Annotated in this window: 21 protein-coding genes and 1 pseudogene; 7 read left to right on the forward strand and 15 right to left on the reverse strand. The window is 68.3% G+C overall.

Annotation, left to right across the window (positions count from 1 at the left end):
- Positions 1-35: 35 nt before the first annotated feature.
- The 4 genes and pseudogenes from soxC (at position 36) to Q0938_RS01165 (ending at position 4331) form a co-directional block, all read left to right on the forward strand.
- Positions 36-1361: a sulfite dehydrogenase gene (soxC, locus tag Q0938_RS01150; protein WP_299358267.1), complete on the forward strand. Its 1326-nt coding sequence runs from the start codon at positions 36-38 to the stop codon at positions 1359-1361.
- 412 nt (positions 1362-1773) lie between these two features.
- Positions 1774-2352, forward strand: a pseudogene (locus Q0938_RS01155) (cytochrome c); the annotation flags it as partial.
- Between the two features lie 102 nt (positions 2353-2454).
- Positions 2455-3381: an MBL fold metallo-hydrolase gene (locus tag Q0938_RS01160; RefSeq protein ID WP_299358269.1), complete on the forward strand. Its 927-nt coding sequence runs from the start codon at positions 2455-2457 to the stop codon at positions 3379-3381.
- Positions 3382-3383: 2 nt separating this feature from the next.
- Positions 3384-4331 carry an MBL fold metallo-hydrolase gene (locus Q0938_RS01165; RefSeq protein WP_299358271.1) on the forward strand — a complete coding sequence of 316 codons (948 nt, stop codon included), beginning with the start codon at positions 3384-3386 and terminating at the stop codon, positions 4329-4331.
- Between the two features lie 110 nt (positions 4332-4441).
- Here the strand turns inward: Q0938_RS01165 and Q0938_RS01170 are convergent, their stop codons facing one another.
- The 3 genes from Q0938_RS01170 to Q0938_RS01180 form a co-directional block, all read right to left on the reverse strand.
- The gene (locus Q0938_RS01170; protein ID WP_299358273.1) at positions 4442-5500 is read right to left on the reverse strand and encodes a YeeE/YedE family protein; all 1059 of its coding nucleotides are present in this window, start codon (positions 5498-5500) and stop codon (positions 4442-4444) included.
- 183 nt (positions 5501-5683) lie between these two features.
- On the reverse strand, positions 5684-6103 hold the full coding sequence (locus tag Q0938_RS01175; RefSeq protein WP_299358275.1) for an OsmC family protein: 420 nt from the start codon (positions 6101-6103) through the stop codon (positions 5684-5686).
- 101 nt (positions 6104-6204) lie between these two features.
- Entirely contained in the window at positions 6205-7386 is a 1182-nt protein-coding gene (locus Q0938_RS01180) for a deoxyguanosinetriphosphate triphosphohydrolase (protein WP_299358277.1), read from the reverse strand.
- Positions 7387-7472: 86 nt separating this feature from the next.
- Here Q0938_RS01180 and Q0938_RS01185 point away from each other — a divergent pair, with 86 nt between their 5' ends.
- The 3 genes from Q0938_RS01185 (at position 7473) to Q0938_RS01195 (ending at position 10029) form a co-directional block, all read left to right on the forward strand.
- Positions 7473-7799 carry an iron-sulfur cluster assembly accessory protein gene (locus Q0938_RS01185; RefSeq protein WP_299358279.1) on the forward strand — a complete coding sequence of 109 codons (327 nt, stop codon included), beginning with the start codon at positions 7473-7475 and terminating at the stop codon, positions 7797-7799.
- Between the two features lie 3 nt (positions 7800-7802).
- Positions 7803-9068 (forward strand): hemolysin family protein, encoded by a 1266-nt coding sequence (locus tag Q0938_RS01190; protein WP_299358281.1) that lies wholly within the window; start codon positions 7803-7805, stop codon positions 9066-9068.
- Between the two features lie 256 nt (positions 9069-9324).
- Positions 9325-10029, forward strand: coding sequence for a fumarylacetoacetate hydrolase family protein (locus Q0938_RS01195; protein ID WP_299358283.1), 705 nt, complete (start codon positions 9325-9327; stop codon positions 10027-10029).
- A gap of 126 nt (positions 10030-10155) precedes the next feature.
- Here the strand turns inward: Q0938_RS01195 and Q0938_RS01200 are convergent, their stop codons facing one another.
- The 12 genes from Q0938_RS01200 to Q0938_RS01255 form a co-directional block, all read right to left on the reverse strand.
- On the reverse strand, positions 10156-11475 hold the full coding sequence (locus Q0938_RS01200) for a TRAP transporter large permease (RefSeq protein WP_299358285.1): 1320 nt from the start codon (positions 11473-11475) through the stop codon (positions 10156-10158).
- A complete protein-coding gene (locus Q0938_RS01205; protein WP_299358287.1) occupies positions 11472-11975 on the reverse strand; it encodes a TRAP transporter small permease in 504 nt (167 codons plus the stop codon). The genes Q0938_RS01200 and Q0938_RS01205 overlap by 4 nt, the downstream gene beginning before the upstream one ends.
- A gap of 51 nt (positions 11976-12026) precedes the next feature.
- A complete protein-coding gene (locus Q0938_RS01210; RefSeq protein ID WP_299358289.1) occupies positions 12027-13049 on the reverse strand; it encodes a TRAP transporter substrate-binding protein in 1023 nt (340 codons plus the stop codon).
- Positions 13046-14362: a lyase family protein gene (locus tag Q0938_RS01215; protein WP_299358291.1), complete on the reverse strand. Its 1317-nt coding sequence runs from the start codon at positions 14360-14362 to the stop codon at positions 13046-13048. Before Q0938_RS01215 ends, Q0938_RS01210 begins: the two co-directional genes overlap by 4 nt.
- 1 nt (position 14363) lies before the next feature.
- Positions 14364-15221: a 3-keto-5-aminohexanoate cleavage protein gene (locus Q0938_RS01220; protein ID WP_299358293.1), complete on the reverse strand. Its 858-nt coding sequence runs from the start codon at positions 15219-15221 to the stop codon at positions 14364-14366.
- 9 nt (positions 15222-15230) lie between these two features.
- Positions 15231-15935: a protocatechuate 3,4-dioxygenase subunit alpha gene (locus tag Q0938_RS01225; protein WP_299358295.1), complete on the reverse strand. Its 705-nt coding sequence runs from the start codon at positions 15933-15935 to the stop codon at positions 15231-15233.
- Between the two features lie 2 nt (positions 15936-15937).
- Positions 15938-16660, reverse strand: a complete 723-nt coding sequence (gene pcaH, locus Q0938_RS01230; protein ID WP_299358297.1) for a protocatechuate 3,4-dioxygenase subunit beta — start codon at positions 16658-16660, stop codon at positions 15938-15940.
- Positions 16657-17076 carry a 4-carboxymuconolactone decarboxylase gene (pcaC, locus tag Q0938_RS01235; protein WP_299358299.1) on the reverse strand — a complete coding sequence of 140 codons (420 nt, stop codon included), beginning with the start codon at positions 17074-17076 and terminating at the stop codon, positions 16657-16659. The genes pcaH and pcaC overlap by 4 nt, the downstream gene beginning before the upstream one ends.
- Positions 17063-17857, reverse strand: coding sequence for a 3-oxoadipate enol-lactonase (gene pcaD / locus Q0938_RS01240; RefSeq protein ID WP_299358301.1), 795 nt, complete (start codon positions 17855-17857; stop codon positions 17063-17065). The genes pcaC and pcaD overlap by 14 nt, the downstream gene beginning before the upstream one ends.
- On the reverse strand, positions 17857-19026 hold the full coding sequence (pobA, locus tag Q0938_RS01245; protein WP_299358303.1) for a 4-hydroxybenzoate 3-monooxygenase: 1170 nt from the start codon (positions 19024-19026) through the stop codon (positions 17857-17859). Before pobA ends, pcaD begins: the two co-directional genes overlap by 1 nt.
- Positions 19027-19352: 326 nt before the next feature.
- Positions 19353-20759 carry an AI-2E family transporter gene (locus Q0938_RS01250; protein ID WP_299358305.1) on the reverse strand — a complete coding sequence of 469 codons (1407 nt, stop codon included), beginning with the start codon at positions 20757-20759 and terminating at the stop codon, positions 19353-19355.
- A 101-nt stretch (positions 20760-20860) separates the two neighbouring features.
- The gene (locus Q0938_RS01255; protein WP_299358307.1) at positions 20861-22093 is read right to left on the reverse strand and encodes a saccharopine dehydrogenase family protein; all 1233 of its coding nucleotides are present in this window, start codon (positions 22091-22093) and stop codon (positions 20861-20863) included.
- Positions 22094-22124: the final 31 nt, after the last annotated feature.

Genomic DNA, 22124 nt, shown 5'->3' on the forward strand with positions numbered 1-22124 from the left:
ACAGCGAAATGACATCTGCAACGACGAGGTCCGACATGACCGACCGACCTATAGGGTCCGCCAGGACCGAAAGTCCGATCACGCCGGACGCGCTGAAGAACGGCAGCCGGCGCCGTTTCCTGACCACGACGCTGGCGACCGGGGGCGCCCTGGCGACCACCGCGCTGGTCCCGGCGACCGCCCGCGCCCAGGGCGAGCCCGATCCGCTGATCACCGAGGTCCAGCCCTGGGCCAGCGGGTTCGGCGACGGCGTGGATGAGACGCCCTACGGCTTGCCGATCCATTTCGAGGACCACGTGGTCCGCCGCACGGTCAGCTGGCTGACCGCCGACACGATCTCCTCGATCAACTTCACCCCGATCCACGCGCTGGACGGCACCATCACCCCGCAGGGCTGCGCGTTCGAGCGCCACCACTCGGGCGCGATCGAGCTGAGCAAGGCCGATTACCGGCTGATGATCAACGGCATGGTCGAGAAGCCGCTGGTCTTCACCTACGAGGATCTGGAACGCTTTCCCCGCCAGAACGTGACCGCCTTCCTGGAATGCGCCGCGAACTCGGGGATGGAATGGGCCGGTGCGCAGCTGAACGGCGCCCAGTTCACCCACGGCATGATCCACAACATGGAATACACCGGCGTGCCGCTGCGGCTGCTGCTGGAAGAGGCCGGGATCAAGCTCGAGGCCACCTGGGTGCTGGCCGAGGGCGCCGACGCCTCCTCGAACGCCCGCAGCTTCCCGCTGGAAAAGATGCTCGACGACGTGCTGGTGGCGTTCAAGGCCAATGGCGAGGCGCTGCGCAAGGAACATGGCTATCCCGTCCGCCTGGTGGTTCCCGGCTGGGAAGGCAACATGTGGGTCAAGTGGCTGCGCCGCATCGAACTTGGCGACCAGCCGTGGGAAACCCGCGAAGAGACGTCGAAATACACCGATACGCTGGCCGACGGCACGTCGCGCAAGTGGACCTGGGTGATGGACGCCAAGTCGGTGGTCACCTCGCCCTCGCCGCAGGCGCCGATCACCCACGGCAAGGGGCCGCTGGTCATCACCGGCATGGCATGGTCCGGCCGCGGCGGCATCAAGCGGGTCGACGTCACCGTCGACGGCGGCAAGACCTGGAAGGAGGCGCGGCTGGTGCCGAACGCCAATCCGATGTCGCTGCACCGGTTCTACCTGGAACATGACTGGGACGGATCCGAGATGCTGGTCCAGTCCCGCGCGATCGACGAGACCGGCTATGTCCAGCCCACCAAGGACGCCCTGCGCGGCTTCCGGGGTCTGAACTCAATCTATCACAACAACGCAATCCAGACCTGGCTGGTCAAGGCGAACGGAGAGGCGGAAAATGTCGAGATTTCCTGAGATCGCACTGAGCTTCGCCCTGGCCGCCGCCATGCTGACGCCGGCGGCTGCCCAGGATACTGCGATCCCGGTCGACCCGGCCGAGGCCGCGCAGGCGGACGTCACCGTCGCCCCGCCCGAAGTCGCGTCGGATCTGGCCGAAACCCCCGCGGGGGACGAGCCCGCGCCTGACGCCCCCGCTGCCGCCGAGCCGGCCGAGGCGGTCGACGCGGCCCCCGACGTCGCCCCCACGCCGGGTGCCTCGGCCGCGTCCGACACCACCGTCCAGCAGGAAGGCGCGGGCGAGATCCCGGTCGAGGCCGAGCCCGAGACCGTGGCAGAACCCGGTGCCGACCAGGCCGATGCCGAGCCGGCCGCCGAGGATGGCGAGGCCGCCGAGACCGGAACCGCCTCGGCCTATCCCGGCGCCGGCATGGTCCACCAGCTCGGCCGCGAGGCGCTGCCCGAAGAGGTTGCGGCGTGGGACACCGACGTCCGGCCGGACGGGCAGGGCCTGCCCGAGGGGTCGGGCGACGTGGAAACCGGCGAGACGCTGTTCGCCGACTACTGCGCCTCGTGCCACGGCGACTTTGCCGAGGGCGTCGACAACTGGCCCAAGCTCGCCGGCGGCATGGACACGCTGGACCGGGAAGACCCGCTCAAGACGGTCGGCTCGTACTGGCCGTACCTGTCCACCGCCTGGGACTACGTGCATCGCTCGATGCCGTTCGGGTCGGCCCAGATCCTGACGCCGGACGAAACCTACGCCATGGTCGCCTACATCCTCTATTCGAACGACCTGGTCGACGACGACTTCGTCCTGAATCGCGAGACCTTCGCCGAGGTCGAACTGCCGAATGTCGACGGCTTCATCGAGGACGACCGCGACACCGTCGAGCTGCCGGAGTTCACCAAGGAAGCTTGCATGGAAAACTGCAAGGAGACGGTCGAGATCACCCGGCGCGCCACGATCCTCGACGTCACACCGGGGTCTCCGGATGACGCGGATGCGGGTGACGACGCCCCGATGATGGACTAGCATCGGACACTACCCTGCAGGGCGCGGCAAGGCCGCGCCCTTTGCATATGGGCCGACTGACAGGAGGAGTTGAGGATGAAGATCACCCGCCGCTTCGTGCTGGCCGCCGCCCCGGCCACGCTGGCCCTGGCCGCGCTGCCGCTGACCGCCCGCCGGGGCTGGGCCGTGACGACGCTCGTACTGGGCGATCTGCGGATCGACAGCGTGTCCGACGGCTGGATGGAACTGCCCGCAGATTTCACCACCGCAGGCATCCCCGAGGACTCCCGCGACGAGGTGATCGCCCAATTCGACCTGCCGACCGAGGGGATGGTGGAAAGCCCGCTGAACGTCACCCTGCTGCGCCAGGGCGACCGCGTGGTGCTGTTCGACGTCGGCTCGGGCCCCGACTTCATGCCCACCGCCGGCAAGCTGACCGAGGCGCTGGACGCCGTCGGCATCGCGCCCGAGGACGTCACCGACGTCGTCTTCACCCACGCCCATCCCGACCACCTGTGGGGCGTCCTGGACGAGTTCGACGAGCCGCTCTTCGCGAATGCCGCCATGCAGATGGGCCGGGCCGAACACGAATACTGGTCCGACCCGCAGATCCTCGACACGATCCGCGAGGACCTGCAGTCCTTCGCGGCCGGTGCCTCGCGCCGGATCGAGGTGCTGGGCGACAGCCTCACCCTGTTCGAGGACGGCGCCGAGGTGATCCCCGGCGTCACCGCCGTCGCGACCCCCGGCCACACGCCGGGCCACATGTCCTTCGCGATCGGGACGCCAGAGCAGGGCGTCTTCGTGACCGGCGATTTCGTCACGACGCTGCTGGGCTTTGCCCGGCCGGATATCGGCGCCGGCACCGACTCCGATCCCGAACTCGCCGCCCAGACCCGTGCCGCGATGCTCGCCCGGCTGGCCGAGGAGAAATGGCCGATCATCGGCTATCACCTGCCGGATGGCGGGATCGGCCGCGTCGAAGCGGATGGCGAGGCCTACAAGTTCGTCGCCGAGGGCTGACGATGCGCACCACCCTGATCCTGCTGGCCGGCCTGCTGCCCGGCATCGCCTTCGCCGACGACACCCCCGACAAGTACCCGGACTCGGTGCTCTACGACAAACCGGTCGAGGTCGCGCCGGGCGTCTACAGCGCCATCGGCGCGACGCAGCCGCCCACCTACGAGAACGCCGGGCACAACAACAATCTCTCCTTCGTCGTGACCGGCGACGGCGTCGTGGTGATCAACGGCGGCGCCTCGTGGAAACTGGCCGAGGCGCTGCACGAGGAGATCAAGGCGGTCACCGACCAGCCCGTCAAGCTGGTCATCAACGAGAACGGCCAGGGCCACTCGATGCTGGGCAACAGCTACTGGGCGTCGCTGGACGTGCCGATCCTCGCCCATGAGGACGCGGCCAAGGATTTCCTGCAGCACGAGGGGCCGAGCGGGCTCGAGTCGCTGAAATCCTACGCGCGCGAGAATGCCGAGGGCACCAGCATCGTCCCGCCCACCGAGACGTTCAGCGACCGCAAGGACATCGAGATGGGCGACACCCGGATCGAGGTGCTGCATCTCGGCCCGGCCCATTCGCCGGGCGACACGCAGGTCTGGCTGCCCGACCAGAAGGTCCTGATCGCCGGCGACATCGCGTTCAGCGAGCGCATGCCGCCGATCTTCGAGGGCACCTGCACCAGCTGCTGGATCGAGACCTTCGAGGGGCCGCTGGCAGAACTGGGCGCCGAAAAGGTCATCCCCGGCCACGGCCAGCCCACCGACATGGCGACGGTCCGGCACGGCACCGTCGAGTATCTGGAGGATCTGCGCGCCAAGATCGCCGAGCATCTCGAGAACGGCGGCGATCTGGCCAGCGCCTACTACGTCGACCAGTCCGCGTGGGAGGATCTGGACACGTTCGAGGAACTGGCGACCAAGAACGCCGGCGTCGTGTTCTCGGAAATGGAATTCGAGTAGGCGGCCCTCGAAAAGACGGGCAGGAAGCGGCCTCGACCGCTTCCGCCTTCCCGCGCAGACGATTCACGCGCGGCTGGTCTTCCCGGTCCCGACCGGATCAGGACGCCGGATCAGGAGGCGGGGGCCGCTCCGCGATCCAGCAGCCAGTCTGTGGCAATGCCGCCGACCCACATCGCGGTCAGGGCAACCCAGGCGGTTCCGGCGAACAGCGAGCTGCCGCTGACCCCGTTGCCGATGGAACAGCCGCCCGCCAGCATGCCGCCGAAGCCCATCATGCAGGCGCCCAGCATCGCACGGCGCGTGTTGGTGGTGTTCTCGAATGTCTGGAACTGCAGCTCGCGCGCCAGCGCCGCGGCGATGAACGACCCGATGAACACGCCCGGCACCAGCCCCACGTCGAAGCTGAATCCCTCGCCGGGGACCAGGAACAGCATCAGCGTGTTCGCCGACGGCCCGGTAAAGGTGATCGAGGTGACGCTGACCGGATCGAACGAGATCTGCGACATGCTGTAGGTCAGGAAGAACCCGGCCGCGACCATCACCCCGACGCCGGCGCCAAAGATCAGCCGGGACGGCGCGATCCGGTTGCGCCGCGCCACGTACAGCGCCAGCGCCGCGGTGAACAGGCCGAGGTAAAGCCCGCTATGGGGGGGCAGGCCGATGGCGGTCATCACGTTGACATTGCGCCCGCCGGGCGTGGTCCACAGGGTGGCCAGCCAGGTCCGGAACGGGGCCAGCCAGCCATGCAGCGCCATCTGCGCGAATACCGCAAAGATCAGTCCGGACAGGATCGACCGCAGGTTGCCGGTCGCCGCCAGGACCAGCAACCGGCCCGGGCAGCCGCGCGCCATGATCATCCCGGCGCCGAAGATCAGCCCGCCGATGATCGCGCCGCTCCAGCTGCCGGGAACCGCCATCATCCGCGCCTCGGCGGGGTTGAACCAACCCATCAGGGCGGCGCCCTGCACCCACACCGCCGCCGACGAGAAGGTCAGCAGCCACACCGCCATCCGCGGCCCGAACCGTCCCCGCGAGAATTCGACGGTCGCCGCCCGCAGGCAGAAGGCCGAGCGCTGTGCGGCGGCACCGAACAGGATGCCGACGAAAAGTCCGAGCGACACCGCCGTCAGCGGCTCGCCGATCCGGTCGGTAAGGAGGGTCAGGTCCATGGCGCGTTCCAGGGTCAGGATGCGGAACTGCAGGTTGTCGCATCCCCACACTTAACAAGGGAGCACGCGCCTGCAAACCGCCGATCCGGCGGTCCCGGCCCAGCGGCGCATCGTCGCACCCTCGCCGCACGGGCGAAATCGCCCGTCGCGGATCGCCCTTGCTGCCCCCTGACCGGCCCGGCGCTAGCCGACGGTCAGGTCCATCGTCACCTCGGCATTCAGCAGCTTGCTGACCGGGCAGCCGGTCTTGGCCCGCTCGGCCGCCTGGCGGATCGCGTCGTCATCGCCCTGCCCGGACACGCGGGTGGTCAGATGCGCCTTGGTGATGGTGAACCCGCCGCCCTTCTGTTCGATCGTCACCGCGGACGAGGTCTCGATGCTGCCGCCGCTGACCCCGGCCTCCTCCAGCTCCTTGGACAGCGCCATGCTGAAGCAGGCGGCGTGGGCCGCGCCGATCAGCTCCTCGGGGTTGGTGCCCTTCTCGTTCTCGAACCGGTTGCTGAACCCGTAGCGGGCGTCCAGCACCCCGGATTCCGTCGAGACATGTCCGGTGCCGTCCTTGATTCCGCCCTGCCACCGTGCCGATCCGGTTCTGGTAAACATCGCAACCTCCCTGCGTCTGGTTCGACCGCCAACGCGCGGCCCGGGCACCGGGTTCACTTTCGCGGGCCTCGCCCGCCGCTCACCCCGACAGACGCTCCGCCTCAGCGGACCAGCCGCTCGTATTCCTTGATCGCGAAGCGGTCGGTCATCCCGGCGACGTAGTCCAGCACCAGCCGGGCCCGGGCGGTGTCGTCGCGCGCCGCCAGCGCCTCGGCCTGCCAGTCCGCGGGCAGCAGCCCTGGGTCGTCCATCAGCAGCGGGAACAGCTGCTGCAGGATCGCGGTCACCCGGGCGCGTTCCTCCATCACGCTGGGGGCGCGGTACATGCGGACGAACAGGAACGACTTGATCGCCCGCAGGTTCTGGAACAGCGGCTTGGAAAACCGGATGATCGGCCCGTCCATGCCGCGGATGTCGGCGGCGCTGCCGGGCTGCAGGGCGGCGATCCGCTGCCGCGCCACGGCGATCACGTCCTCGACCATCAGCCCGAACACACGGCGCAGCGCCTCGTGCCGGCGCCGCATCGGCCCCAGCCCCGGATACAGCCGATCGACTTCGGCAAAGGCATCGCCCAGCACCGGCAGCCCGGCCAGCTCGGCCTCGGTGAACAGCCCGGCGCGCAGCCCGTCATGCAGGTCGTGGTGGTTATAGGCGATGTCGTCCGCCACCGCCGCCACCTGCGCCTCGGGGCTGGCATTGCCGTCCAGCTCCAGGTCCCAGGCCGCATTCACCTCGGCCAGCGCATAGGGCAGGGGATCGGCTACCGCCTCGCCGGCCGCGCCCTTCCCGACCACCGGGCCATTATGCTTGGCGATCCCTTCCAGCGATTCCCAGGTCAGGTTCAGCCCGTCGAAATTGGCGTAATGCCGTTCCAGCCGGGTCACGATCCGCAGCGCCTGGGCGTTGTGGTCGAACCCGCCGAACGGCGCCATCAGCGCCGCCAGCGCCTCCTCGCCGGTATGGCCGAACGGCGGGTGGCCCAGGTCATGGGCCAGCGCCACCGCCTCGGCCAGGTCGGTGTTCAGCCCCAGCGCCCCGGCGATGGTGCGCGCCACCTGCGCCACCTCGATCGTGTGGGTCAGCCGGGTCCGGAAATAATCGCCGCGGTAATCGTCGCCATCCTGTTCGACGAACACCTGGGTCTTGTGCTTCAGCCGGCGAAAGGCGCTGGAATGGATGATCCGGTCGCGGTCCCGCTGCCACGGGCTGCGAAACGTCGACAGGCTTTCGGGAAACAGCCGGCCGCGGCTGTCGGCCGGATCAGAGGCATAGGGAACGGTCATTCAGTCTCCCGGACCTTGACGCTTCCTTGCGACGGCCCGGCACCAAGCCTATATTTGCGGCTGCGTCATCGAAACGGGAACGCCCCATGAACCTGCCCCCCAAGGTCACGCCGCGCGCCTTCGACCGGCTGGCCCTGATCAACGCCGACGCGGCCGAGGCTCAGGCCCTGCGCGTCGCGGTCGAGGGCGGCGGCTGTTCGGGGTTCCAGTACGACATCCGCATGGACCAGCCCGCCGCCGACGATCTGGTGATCGAGGGGCAGGGGCAGAAGGTCCTGATCGATCCCGTGTCGCTGCCGTTCCTGGCCGGCGCGACCATCGACTGGTCCGAGGAACTGATCGGCGCCCGCTTCGTGATCGACAATCCCAACGCCGGATCCTCGTGCGGGTGCGGGACCTCGTTCTCCATCTAGACAATGCTCCTCGAAATCCTGCTGATCCTCGTCCTGACCGTCATGAACGGGCTGCTCGCCATGTCCGAACTGGCGGTGGTGTCGTCGCGCTCGGCCCGGCTGCAGGGGATGGCCGAACGGGGCCACAGGGGCGCCCGGGTGGCGCTGGACCTGATGGCCGAACCGGGCAAGTTCCTGTCCGCCGTGCAGATCGGCATCACCCTGGTGGGCGTCATGACCGGCGCCGTGTCGGGGGCCACCCTCGGCGTGCGCGCCGCCGCCATGCTGGCTGCCATGGGGGTGCCCTATGCGGTGGCCCAGACGCTGGGCGTCGGGCTGGTGGTCGCCGCCATCACCGGCCTGTCGGTGATCGTCGGCGAGCTGGTCCCCAAGCAGATCGCCATGTCCAATCCCGAAGCCATTGCCGCGCGGGTCGCGCCCGGGATGCGGACCCTGGCCCGGGTCGCCGCGCCGCTGGTCTGGGTGCTGGATACGACCGGGCGGCTGCTGCTTCGGCTGCTGGGCATCGGCACCAGGTCCGACCGGTCGATCACCGACGAAGAGGTGCGGATGACCATCGCCGAGGCGACCCAGGCCGGGGTGCTGATGGAAGGCGAGCGGGGGATGATCGCCGGGGTCATGCGGGTGGCCGACCGCACCGCCCGCGCGATGATGACCCCGCGCCGCGATGTCGAGATGATCGACGTCAGCGACAGTTTCGAGACGATCCTGGAAAAGGCCCGCGCGGCGCGGTTTTCCCGCCTGCCGGTGACCGATGGCAGCGCCGACGAGATGCTGGGCGTGGTTGCGCTGCGCGACCTGATCGGGGTGACCGAGCCCGACCTCAAGGCGCTGCTGCGCGAGGCGCCGACCGTGCTGGATGCGGCCGACGCGCTGTCGGTGATCGAGATCCTGCGCAACACGCCGTCGCGCATGGTGCTGGTCTATGACGAATACGGGCATTTCCAGGGCATCATCACCGCGATGGACCTGCTCGAGGCGATCACCGGCGACTTCGTTGACCCGGACGGCGACGAACCCGACATCGTCCAGCGCGCCGACGGATCCTGGCTGGTTGCCGGCAGCGAAAGCGCCGACGAGTTCGCGGGCGAGACCGGCTTTCCGGTGCCCGAGGGCGACTTCAACACGGTGGCCGGGATGGTGCTGTCGATCATCAACCGGATCCCCCGCACCGGCGAGGTCTTCACCCATGAAGGCTGGACCGTCGAGATCGCCGACATGGACGCGATGCGGATCGACCGGCTGATTGTCAAGGCGCCGGCCGCCTGACCGCAGCGGACCGCCCCGGACCGCCCCGGACCGGGGCCGCCTGATCGGGGCGCCCCTCCGGATGCCGCCCGCCCCGATGCCGTCCCGGTGCCGCCCGTCCCGATGCCACCCGTCCCGTTGGCATCCGCCCGATGGGGTGGCGGCCGCGGACCCGCACCGGACCGCGCGGCGTTGTCTGCCGCCGGTCCCGATCCGCCCTCGACAGCCCCCGCCGCTCTGTGGTCTGTCTGGCGCCGGATCATCGGAAAGGCATGACATGACCGACACCCTCTTTCCCGCGCCGGACTGGCCGCGCATCGCCGTGCAGGACGCGCAGGGCAGCTTTCCCGTCCGCCGCGTCTTCTGTGTCGGGCGCAACTATGCCGCGCACGCGGCCGAGATGGGGAACGAGGTCGATCGCGCCGCGCCGTTCTATTTTACCAAATCGGCCCTCGCGGTGCTGCCGTCGGGACGCAGCGTCCCCTATCCGCCCGGAACCTCGGACTATCACCACGAGATGGAATTCGTCGTGGCCCTCGGCGGGGCCGCGTTCCGGGTCACGCCCGACCGGGCCATGGACGCGGTGCTGGGCTATGCCTGCGGGCTCGACATGACCCGCCGCGACCTGCAGGCCCGGGCCAAGGACAAGCGCCACCCTTGGGACTTGGCCAAGGACGCCGAGAATTCGGCGGTGATCGGCCCGATCACCCGCAAGGACCGGTTCGGCGCGATCGCCGACCAGTCGATCCGGCTGACGGTGGACGGGGAACTGCGCCAGCAGGGGAAACTCTCGGACATGGTCTGGTCGGTGCCCGACCTGATCGCCGACCTGTCGCGCTATTACCACCTGCAGCCGGGCGACCTGATCTTCACCGGCACGCCGTCCGGGGTGGGCGCGGTCGACCCCGGCGCGGTGCTGCGGGGCGAGATCGACGGGCTTGCGCCGGTCGAACTGACCCTCGGTCCGCCCGAAGCGTCCTGAAAACGGACGGATGGTCCGAAAATCGGGCGGAACAATGCATGAAAACTGCATGAACTGTGCATGAACATCGCCTTTTCCGTGCCATCCTGATCAGCCGCCGGCCGCGCGCCTGCGGCTGCCGCCGGGTCAGCCGGACCCGCCCACCAGCGCCAGGGTAATCGCCGGAAACGCGATCAGCAGCGCGATCCGGATCATGTCGCTGATCAGGAACGGCAGCACCCCGCGAAAGCTCTCGATCATCGGCACGCCCTTGGCCAGGCCGTTGATCACAAAGACATTCATCCCCACCGGCGGGGTGATCAGCCCGACCTCGACGACCACCACGGCGAGGATCCCGAACCAGATCAGCGTGTCTTCCCGGCTCATCCCGAAATCGAGCCCGGCGACGATCGGATAGAAGATCGGGATGGTCAGCAGCAGCATGGACATCGAATCCATGACGCACCCCATCGCCAGATACAGCCCCAGAATCGCCAGCAACACCATCACCGGCGACAACCCCCCCTCGATGATCGCCTGCGACGCCAGCATCGGCGTCTGGGTGGCGGACAGGAAGGCGTTGAACATCTCGGCCCCCAGCATGATCAGGAAGATCATGGCGGTGGTGCGGGCGGTGCCCTGCAGGCACGCGATCAGCCCCTCCAGCCGCATTCCGCCATGCAGCACCGCCAGGACGAACGTCCCGAACGCGCCGACGGCCGCCCCCTCGGTCGGGGTGAACCAGCCCCTGTACATGCCGACGATCACCAGCGTGAAGATCAGGATGATCGACCATGTCTCGCGCAGCGCCAGCAGCCGTTCGGACCGGCCGGCCCGGGGCGCCGCGGGACCGGCTGCGGGGTCGTAGCGGACAAAGATCGCGACGGCGAGCATGTAGCCCAGTGCGGCCAGAATCCCCGGCACCATCGCGGCCACGAACATCTTGGCGATGCTCTGTTCCGTCATCAGCGCGTACAGGACCAGGATGACCGAGGGCGGGATTAGGATGCCCAGCGTTCCGCCGGCGGCCAGCGATCCGGTCGCCAGCGCCCCCGAATAGTTGTAGCGCTTCATCTCGGGCAGCGCGACCTGCCCCATCGTGGCGGCGGTCGCCAGGGACGATCCGCAGATGGCGCCAAAGGCGGCACAACCGCCGATCGACGCCATGGCCAGCCCGCCGCGCCGGTGCCCCAGAAACGCCGCGGCGGCGCGGAACAGCGCCCGGCTCATCCCCGCATGGCTGGCGAACTCGCCCATCAGCACGAACAGCGGGATGACCGACAGCGAATAGGTCGAGAACTGGTAGTAGGTCGAGGTTTTCAGATAGGCGAGCAACGGCATCCAGCCATTGACCAGCCCATAGCCGACGATGCCCGTCGCCAGCATCGCCACGCCGATCGGGATCCGCACCGCCATCAACGCCAGCAGCACCCCGAACCCGGTCAGCCCCGCGGCGATCCCCGTCACCTCCGCGCGCCCCTCAGATGGCCGATCATGGTGAAGAAAGTCGTGACGATCAGCAGCAGCATCGCCGGCATGATGATCGTGAAGCTCCACCAGGTGGGCAGGCGCAGCACCATGGAATTCTCGCCAAAGCTGCGAAACTCCATCGCGCCGTGGAACATCCGCCAGGTCAGCAGCAGCGCGATCAGCAGGTAGATCAGATCACCCAGCGCCTCCAGCAGATGGTTGGTGCGCGCCCCGGCCTTCATCGTGAAGAAATCAACCACCACGTTGCCCGAGGAAATCTGGCACCAGGGCAGGAAGCAGAAGACGGTGATCGCCGAGCCGATCTCGACCAGCTCGAAGTCGCCGGGGATGGGCGCCCCCAGCAGGGTGCGCCGGGTCACGCTGAACACCGTCATCAGCATCATGGCGACCAGCACGGCGCCGCCCACCACGGCGACCCACCGGCACAGGGCGACCAGCCAGCCGGGCACCGGGACCGGGTGGGCATGTTCGGTCAAGGATCCGGCCTGCGCCATGTCGCCCTGCGTCCTGCTCCCTTGGCTTCGGCCCTACTGCGACGAAGTTTCCAGCATGGATTTCGCGTCGTCCAGCATGGCCTGGCCGTCCAGGCCCTGTTCGGTCATCGCCTCGACCCACGCGTCGACGACCGGCTGGGTGGCCTCGCGCCACGGGTCCAGCTGGTCTGCGGGGATCACGTTGATCTTCGCGCCCGCGTCCAGGTACTTCTGCCGTTCCTCCGCCTCGGTCCGGTCGAACGCCTCGCCGGCCAGGCGCGCCAGGTTGTCGCCCGAATTGTCGTCGATGACCTGTTTCAGATCGTCGGGCAGCCCTTCGTACTTGGCCTTGTTCATCACCAGCGCCATGACAGCCGTCGACATGCCGCCATTCTCCGACCCGATCTCGGAATGCGCGTTGGTGATCTCCTCGACGCGCAGCGAGCCGACGACCTCCCACGGGATCTGGGCCCCGTCGATCACGCCGGTGGTCAGGGCCTGCGCCACCTCGGGCACCGGCATGCCGACCGCGGTCGCCCCCAGCGCGTTCAGCGCGTCGGTCATCGCTCGGGACGGTGCGCGGATCTTCTTGCCCTTCAGGTCGTCCATCGTCTCGATGGGCCCTTCGGTCATGTGGAACTTGTAGCCGGCAGGTGCGTGCAGCACCAGCGGATGGACCTGGCCCAGCTCGTCGCCAAGGTACTTTGCCTGGAACTCCTGCAGCGCCATGGTGGTCTGCAGCGCCGTGCCTGACATGAACGGCAGCTCGTAGACCTCGGCAATCGGGAACCGGCCCGGGGTGTAGCCCAGCAGCGTCCAGGCCACGTCCACGATCCCGTCACGGGCCTGATCGAACAGCTGCGGCGGCTTGCCGCCCAGCTGCATCGACGGGAACAGCTGCACGTCGATCCGCCCGCCCGACTGCTCCTCCACCGCCTGCTCCCACGGCACCAGCACCTCGGTGTGCATCGGCGCCTCGGCGGACAGGAAGTGGTGCACGCGCAGGGTGACGTCCGCGGCATTGGCCGCGCCCGTCATCGACAGCGCCGCCACCGATGCGATCAGAAAATGCTTCATGGGATCTCCTCCGTTGAACCTGATTGCCGGGCGTGGCGCGGGGCCTCGCCCAGATATGCCTGCGGCCGCAGGGTTTCGGCCCAGTCGGTCTGCGGCACTAGCCGCGACAGCGCGCCGGCCAGGGTCATGGCGCGGTCGCCGTCCATTTCCCGCAGCGCCTGTCCCACGATATCCAGCGCTGCAGCGCGGGGCATGCTGCGCGACAGCGCGAAACCCGCGGCCTCGGCCATCATCGCGCCGCGGTCCTGGGCAAAGCTCGCAGCGATCCGGTCGGGTTTCGGCACCAGCGTCGCGGCCAGGTCGCGGGCCAGCCGCAGGGCCGCGCCGGTGCGGTCCAGCATGTCCGGCAGGGTCAGCCATTCGATCCCGAGCGCGGATCCGTCGCGTTCCAGCGCGTGGATCAGCGCCTGGTGCAGGGTGCCGACCGCACCGGCGTTCAGCCGGGCCAGGCTGACCAGGGCCTCGGCCGCGACCGGGTTCGATTTCTGCGGCATGGTCGAGGACCCGCCGCCGGTCCCCGCACGGACCTCGCCAATCCCGGACTGGCCCAGCAGGATCAGGTCCAGCCCCATCTTGCCGAGGCTGCCTGTGACCAGCGACAGCCAGCCGCCCAGTTCGGCGATGCCGTCCCGGCAGGCGTGCCAGGGCAGGTCGGGGGCCGACAGCCCCAGCTCGGCCGCCAGGGCCTGTCGCGTCTCGGCCATGCGATACCCCAGCGCGGCGCCGGTTCCAGCCGCGCCGTGCAGCGACACGGTCAGCAGCCGCGGCGTCAGGTCATCCAGCCGGTCGAGATGGCGCGACAGCGGTGCCGCCCAGATCGCCAGCCTGGCGCCGAGGGTGGTGGGGGCGGCGATCTGGAACCGGGTGCGAGCGGGAACCGGCAGGTCGGCGTGGTGCGTCGCCTGATCCTGCAGCACATCGCGCAGATCACGGATCCGGTCGCGCAGAACGGGCAGGATCGCCTTCAGTTGCAGCGCCAGCGCGGTGTCGGTGATGTCCTGCGAGGTGGCCCCGAAATGGGCATGCTGCCCATGCGGGCCCGCCGCCTGCCGCAGCGCCGCGATCAGTGGCTGTGCGGCGATGCCGGCGCGGGCGACATCATCGGCCAGCGCTGCGGGATCGGGCTGCAGCGCCGCCGCGGCCTGCGCGATCGCCTCTGCCGCGGCGGCTGGGATCAGCCCCATCCGGCCCTGGACCCGCGCCAGGGCCGCCTCGACCCGCAGCATCGCGCCGAGCATTGCCCGGTCGTCCAGCAACGCCGCGATCGCGACATCGCCGTAGAGCTTGCCGAGCAAGGGTGGGGTTCCCCGCATGTCAGGCCGCCGCCAGTCCCAGGATCGAGCGGGCCTGTGCAGGGCTGGCGACGGGGCGGTCGTATCTCTCGCACAGCTCGACCGCGCGCTGCACCAGCGCCGCGTTCGACGGCGCCAGCGTGGTGCGGTCCAGGCGCACGTTGTCCTCCAGACCGGTACGGGCGTGACCCCCCGATGAAATCGCCCAGTCGTTCAGCACGATCTGGTTGGCCCCGATCCCGGCCGCGCACCAGGGCGCGTCGGCGCCGAACAGCCGCCGGACCGTGTGGATGTAATAGTCGAACACGTCGCGGTCGGCCGGCATGGCGTTCCTGACCCCCATGACGAACTGCACGTAGGGGGTGCCGGCAAGGCGGCCGTCGTCGGCCATGATCTTGGCCTGCAGGATGTGGGACAGGTCGAACGCCTCGATCTCCGGCTTGACGCCGTAGCTCAGCATTTCCGCCGCCAGCCAGTTCACCAGATCGGGCGGGTTCTCGTAGACGCGGGTCGGAAAGTTGTTCGACCCCACCGACAGCGAGGCCATGTCCGGACGCAGCGGCAGCATCCCGCCGCGCGCCTTGCCGGCGCCCGACCGGCCGCCGGTGGACAGTTGCACGATCATGCCGGGGCAGTGCCGTTCGATGCCCTCCTTCAGCCGCGCGAAGCGCTCGGGATCGCTGGTCGGCTGCCCTTCGTCGTCCCGCACGTGGCAATGGGCGATGCTGGCCCCTGCCTCGAACGCCGCCTGCGTGGACTCGATCTGCTCGGCAATCGTGATCGGCACGGCGGGGTTGTCGGCCTTGGTCGGCACGCTGCCGGTGATCGCCACGCAGATGATGCAGGGCTTGCCCGCGACGGGCTGTCCGGTGTCGGTCATGGTTGCCCCTCAGATGTCAAAGAACACGGTTTCGCCGTCGCCCTGCAACCGGATGTCGAATCGATAGACCGGCAGATCCCCCCGCAGGGAGCGGCTGGCGATCAGGGTGGCGCGGCGGTTTTCCCACTCGATCAGGTTCAGCACCGGATCGGCGGCGTTCGCCTCGGCCTCGTCGCCGAAATACATGCGGGTATTCAGGCCGATATTGATGCCCCGCGCAACGATCCACAGGTTCAGATGCGGCGCCATTGGCGCGTGCGATTCGTCCGCCCGGCCCTGCCAGTCGGGATGCGTGTCGCGCACTGCCTCGGACACGCCCGAGGTCATCTTGCGGCGCGCCCTCACTGGGCCGGGCTTGATCGTGTCGAACCCCCATTCGCCCGTCTCGAAATCGGTGATGACCCGACCCCAGCCGCGAAAGCCGTCCTCGACCTCGCCCCCGCCCTCGGGATGCGCGTAGATCCCGTCGGCGTTCGCCTGCCAGATCTCGATCAGCACGTCCTTGACCGGGCTTCCGGTGCCGTCGGTCACCACCCCTTCGACCCGGATGCGTTCGCCGCGGGCGTTCGGTCCGGCGATGTCCCACCCCAGTTCACGGCGGAAAATGGCGAAGCCCGCCGCACCCGGCGCCAGCCCGATGTGGACATAGGGGCCGGCGGTCTGCGAGGGCGTTTCCCTGAGCCGATGCGGTGTGTTGAAGCCGCTGGGTGTCATTCTCAGTTCCCCTCCAGCCGGTTCTCGAACAGCGTCGACCGGCGGCCGCGCAGAACGATGTCGAACCGATAGGCGATCGCGTCCAGCGGCACGGTCGCGTTCAGGTCCAGCCGGGCGATCAGCCGGTCGATCGCGTCCGGATCGGGAATGGTATTCACGATCGGGCAATGCGGGATCAGCGGGTCGCCCTCGAAATACAGCTGGGTGATCAGCCGCTGGGCAAAGCCGCTGCCGAACAGCGACAGGTGGATGTGGGCGGGCCGCCAGCTGTTCACCCAGTTGCGCCACGGATAGGCGCCCGGCTTGACGGTGCGGAAGAAGTAGTAGCCGTCCCCGTCCGTCAGGGTCCGCCCGCAGCCGCCGAAATTCGGGTCGATTGGCGCCAGATAGCTGTCCTTGCGGTGGCGATAGCGGCCCCCGGCATTGGCCTGCCAGATTTCCACCAGCGTGTTCGACACCGGGCGCGAATCCTCGTCCAGCACCCGACCGTGAACGATGATGCGTTCGCCGACCGGGTCGCCGGTCGTGGCAAAGTTCTTGATCAGGTCGTTGTCGATCGGATCGATGTCGTGCTGGCCGAACACCGGTCCGGTGGTCTCGGAGAGCGATCCCAGCAGGCTGATCAGGCTGAACCGCGGTGACCGGGAGACCGAGGTCTTGTAGTCGGGGGTGAGCGCCGGCGGATGGATCGTACGGTCCCGCTGATAGTATTCGGCAGGTTTCATCCCCCATCCTCCATGTCCGCATAGGTCTGGCGGGCAATCTTCAGCGCATGATTGGCTTTCGGCACCCCGCAATAGATCGCCACATGCTGAAAGCATTCCAGAACGTCGCGCTGGCTGGCGCCGGTGCGCGCCGTGGCCCGGATATGCATCGGGATCTCGTCGAAATTGCCCATCGCGGCCAGCAGCGCCAGCGTCAGCATCGATCGTTCCCGGAGCGATATGCCGTCGGATGCCCAGACCGTACCCCAGGCAGCCTGGGTGATCAGGTCCTGGAACGGAGCGTCGAAATCGGTTCGGGCAGCTTCGGCACGGTCGACATGGGCGTCGCCCAGGACCGCGCGCCGGATGGCGGTGCCCCGATCCTGCCGGTCCTTGTCGTGCCCCGCGGCAGGGGGCGCAGGATCAGCCCCGGACATGATCGACCTCGGTCATGAAGCGCATCAGCAGGTCGGCGAAACGCTGCGGCGCCTCGACACAGGGCAGGTGGCCCACGCCCTCGATGACATCCATCCGCGCGCCGGGGATCAGCCGCGCGGTTTCGCCCACCAGATCGGGCGGGGTCGAGCCATCCATGCTGCCGGCGATCATCTGCACGGGCAGCGTCAGTCCGGCGGCCTCGGCCCGCAGGTCGGCCCCCGCGATCGCGGCGCAGCAGCCGAGATACCCCTCGACCGGCTGGCGTTCCAGCATCCGCTGCCACGGCGCGGCCTGGCCGCTGGCCCGGAAGCCGGGCGAAAACCAGCGCTCCATTGTCGGGGCCGAGATCGCCTCGATGCCGCCGTCCCGGATCGCGGCCATGCGGTCATCCCACAACTGCGGCGTGCCGATCCGGGCGGCGCTGTTGGAAATCACCAGCCCGCGCAGCAGATCGCCGTGGCGCGCGGCCAGCGCCAGTGCGATCAGCCCGCCGATCGACAGGCCGACGAAGATCACGTCGCGCAGCCCAAGCTGGCGGATCAGGCCGGCCGCGTCGTCGGCCAGCCGGTCGATCGCATAGGGCCCGGGCGTGGTCTGGGTCAGGCCGTGCCCCCGCTTGTCATAGCGGACCAGCCGCAGCCCGGTGGGCAGCAGCGGCAGCACCGCATCCCACAGCCGCAGGTCGGTGCCGAGCGAGTTGGCAAAGACCAGCGCCGGCCCGTCCTGCGGCCCGGCGTCGGTATAGTGGACGCCCAGCCCGTCGATCACTGCATGTCGCATCAATATGGCAGCCCCACATAGTTTTCGGCAAAGGCCCGCTGCTGCGCTTCGTTGTCGCGCAGGAACGAGATCTCGGCCGCCTGCATCTTCAGGTCGAACTCGCTCTGGTAAGGATAGCGGTGAAGCAGCGAGCTGAACCACCAGGAAAACCGCTCGGCCTTCCAGACCCGCAGCAGGGCGCGCTCGGAATAGCGGTCAAGCGCGTCGTCGTCGCCGTCCCGGTAATGATCGCGCAACCCGTGATACAGGTAATGGACGTCGGACGCCGCGGTGTTCAGCCCCTTGGCGCCGGTGGGTGGCACGATGTGGGCGGCATCGCCGCACAGGAACAGGCGGCCCCAGCGCATCGGCTCGGTCACGAAGGACCGCAGCGGCGCGATCGACTTCTCGATCGCCGGCCCGGTCACCAGCCGCTCGGCCGCCTCGTGCGGGATGCGCCGCTTCAGTTCCTGCCAGAAGGCCGCGTCGGTCCAGTCCTGCGGATGATCGCTGAGCGCGCACTGGATGTAATAGCGCGACAGGTTGCGGTTGCGCATCGAACACAGCGCAAAGCCGCGTGGCGAACTGGCATAGATCAGCTCGTCATCGACCGGCGGGGTCTCGGACAGCACCCCCAGCCAGCCGAACGGATAGGTCTTCTCGTATTCCCGACGCACGCTCAGGGGAATGGTTTCCCGACTGACCCCGTGGAACCCGTCGCACCCGGCCACAAAGTCGCAGTCGATCCGCACCGGCGCGCCATGCACCGACAGGGTGACATGCGGGTGTGCGCTGTCGGCATCGTGGATCACCACCTGTTCCGCCTCGAACAGGATCGGCGCGCCAGCCGCGCGGCGTGCGTCGTACAGATCACGCGTCAGCTCGGTCTGCCCGTAGACGATCACCGGCTTGCCCGTCAGCGCGCGGAAATCGACGTGGAACATGTCACCCGCGAACGCGATCCGGGTGCCGTCATGGACGAAGCCTTCGGCATGCAGACGATCGGCGACGCCGGCCTGTTCCATCAGGTGGACCAGCCCGGTCTCCAGGACCCCCGCGCGGATCCGGCCCAGCACATGGTCCCGGGTCTTGCGTTCGACCACGACGCTGTCGATCCCCTGACGGTGGAGCAACTGCCCCAGCAGCAGACCCGACGGCCCGCCGCCGATGATGGCGACCTGTGTACGCATGTGCCCCCTGTGACGGTGAAAGGATGGGACATGGACTCCAGCAGGTAAAGGAAATTAGCGGGCCTGATACGTGACTGTTGAGGCAGGTCGTGAGGACCATACCGGAGCCCGGCGCCCGCTTTCGGGCTTGGAGGAGTTCGCCTGCGCAGCATTGCAGGCGGGCGCGTTGCCAACGAGATCGCCGCCGCACGGACGGTGGGCTGCCGATTGGCATCGTCTCTGCGCATGCCGGTGACAGACCCAACTGGACCGACGATCGGCCACCCCGAACCGCCGAGGGCGTTGAAGGTTCGACGATCTGCCCTCGCGACAGCCCGCACGGCCGATCAGGCGCGGGGCACCGGCGATGTGTCGGGCGGCTCCTCTACGGCCTCGGCGGTCAGCACCGTGGCGTCGGCCGAGTCCGCGGCGTGGTCGCCGGCCTCGACGATGTCGCGGGCGCTGTCCTCGTCCTCGTCCTCCAGCGCCGGGGGGGCTTCGCCCGCCAAAAAATTCCCCAACTTCTCCATGCCGGGGATGTGTTCGCACAGCACCCGCACGACCACGAGCACGGGAACCGCCACGACCATCCCCAGCACCGACCACAGCCACGCCCAGAGGGCAACCGTGGCGAACACCACCACCTGGTTCAGCCGCAGGCGGTTCGAGACGAAAAGCGGAGTGACGAACTGCCCTTCCAGCGAGGTCAGCGCCAGGAAGGTCAGGCCGATCATCATCGGATACCACAAGTCGTCATAGACCAGCAGCGCCACCACGGCGCCGGTCACGGTGCCCAGCATCGCGCCGATGTAGGGGATGTAGTTGAGCACGAATCCCGCGATTCCCCACAGCAGCGGGTTCGGCATGCCCCAGGCCCACATCGCCAGTCCGATCGCGACGCCCAGGCCCAGATTGATGATCGTGATCGAGCCGAGATACCGGCCCAGGCTGTCCTCGATCTCGCGCAGCGCCAGGTAGGCGTGGCGCTTGTCCTTCATCGAGTCGAAGCTTTGCACGATCTTCAGGTACATCAGGTCGCCGGAGCTGAGGAGGAAGAACAGCAGCACCAGCGTGAAGACGATCTGGCTGATGATCTCGGGGCCCAGCGTCACCAGCTGCTGCATCGTGGTGGGGCCCGCCGTAGCATCGACCTTGACCTCGATGTCCTGCTCGGTCCGTACCGTGCCGTCCGGCTCGGGGACTGCCGGGGTGGTCGTCATGGTTGCCGAGGCAGCAGGACCGTCGGAGGTCTCGACCACCGTCGTCGCGGCGTCGTTGGTGGTGACGCGGGTTGCGGGGGCGTCCTCGCCATCCTTCGTATCGCCATCGGCAAGCTCGTCGATCTTGGCGGCCGCTTCCTCGATCCCGCGGAAATTCTCGCGGATCGCCTGCATCCGCTCCTCGAGCCGCGCACCGATCTGGTCGCTGCTCTGGACCAGTGACCCGATCGGACCCGAGATGGCATAGCCCAGGCTGATCACCGTCAGCAGCAGCCCGAAGGTGACGATCACCGCCGCACCGGACGGTCCGATCCCGACCCGTGACAACAGTCGCCGGAACGGCACGAACACGAAGAACAGCAGCAGCGCCAGCGTCGCAGGCATCAGAAACGCCCGCGCCTCGGCCAGAAAGCCGAAGGCCAGGATCACGAAGATGCCGACAACCGCCCAGCGGGGAACCGACGGCCGCGCCCGCGACCTGTCGGGCGATCTCCCGGGAAACAGTGAAACCGCCTTGTCTTCGCTCCGCGCCACGCCGCCATCTTCCGTGCTGTCCGTTGGCGCCGAACGGGCAGGAGGCAGCGGGGTTCCCGTCCTGCGCCTACAAGTTTAACTGAACGCTGCGCGAAATCCGGTCAGATCGGGTGGTCGCCCCTGGCGTCGATGACGCGACTGGGCAGCCCCATCTCGCCCAGCAGGTCGAGGAACGGACGCGCGGGCAGGTCCTCGACATTGACCATGCGCTTCACGTCCCAGGTGCCGCGTGCGATCAGGATGGCCGCGGCGACGGGCGGCACGCCGGCGGTATAGCTGATCCCCTGGCTGCCGACCTCGTCGAAGGCATCCCGGTGGTCCGCGACGTTGTAGATGAAGACCTCGGCCGGCTGCCCGTCCCTGGTCCCCTTGACCAGATCGCCGATGCAGGTCTTGCCGGTATAGTCCGCGGCCAGGCTGGCCGGATCGGGCAGAACCGCCTTGACGACCTTCAGCGGCACGACGCTCTGGCCTTCGGCGGTCGTCACGGGATGCTCTGACAGGAGGCCCAGCGACTTCAGCACCGTGAACACGTTGATGTAGTGCGGGCCGAACCCCATCCAGAACCGGACATCGGCCTGGCTGTAGCGGGCCGACAGGCTGTGGATCTCGTCATGCCCGGACAGATAGGCGGTCTGGGTCCCGACCACCGGCAGGTCCCACTGGCGGCCGACCTCGAACATCCGGTTTTCCTGCCACGCGCCGTCCTGCCAGGAATAGACGGTCCCGGTGAACTCGCGGAAATTGATCTCGGGGTCGAAATTCGTGGCGAAGTAGCGGCCGTGACTGCCTGCGTTGATGTCGACGATGTCGATCGAGGTGATCTCGTCGAAATACTCGTCCTCGGCCAGACGGGCATAGGCATTGACGACGCCGGGATCGAAGCCTGCCCCCAGGATCGCCGTCACGCCCGCCCTTTCGCAGGCCTCGCGCCGCTTCCATTCATGGTTGGCGTACCAGGGCGGCGTTTCGCAGATCTTGTCCGGCTCTTCGTGGATCGCGGTGTCGATATAGGCCGCACCCGTGTCGATGCAGGCGGCGAGAACCGACATGTTGATGAAGGGCGAGCCGACATTGATGACGATCCGGGCCCCGATCTGGCGGATCAGCCCGATCAGCGCGTCCGTGTCGGTCGCGTCCAGCGCATGGGTGGTGATGGTCAGGCCCTGCGCCCGTCCCTTGTCGCGGATGCTATCGACGATGGCGTCGGCCTTGTCCCGGGTCCGGCTGGCCATGTGGACGTCGCCGAATTCGGCCGACCACTGCGCCACCTTGTGGGCGGTCACCTGGGCGACGCCCCCGGCACCGATGATGAGGACGTTGGGCTTTTCCACCGCAGCGGTCTCCTTCTTCTCAGGGCAAGTC

Source organism: uncultured Paracoccus sp. (assembly GCF_947496875.1).
Lineage (GTDB): Bacteria > Pseudomonadota > Alphaproteobacteria > Rhodobacterales > Rhodobacteraceae > Paracoccus.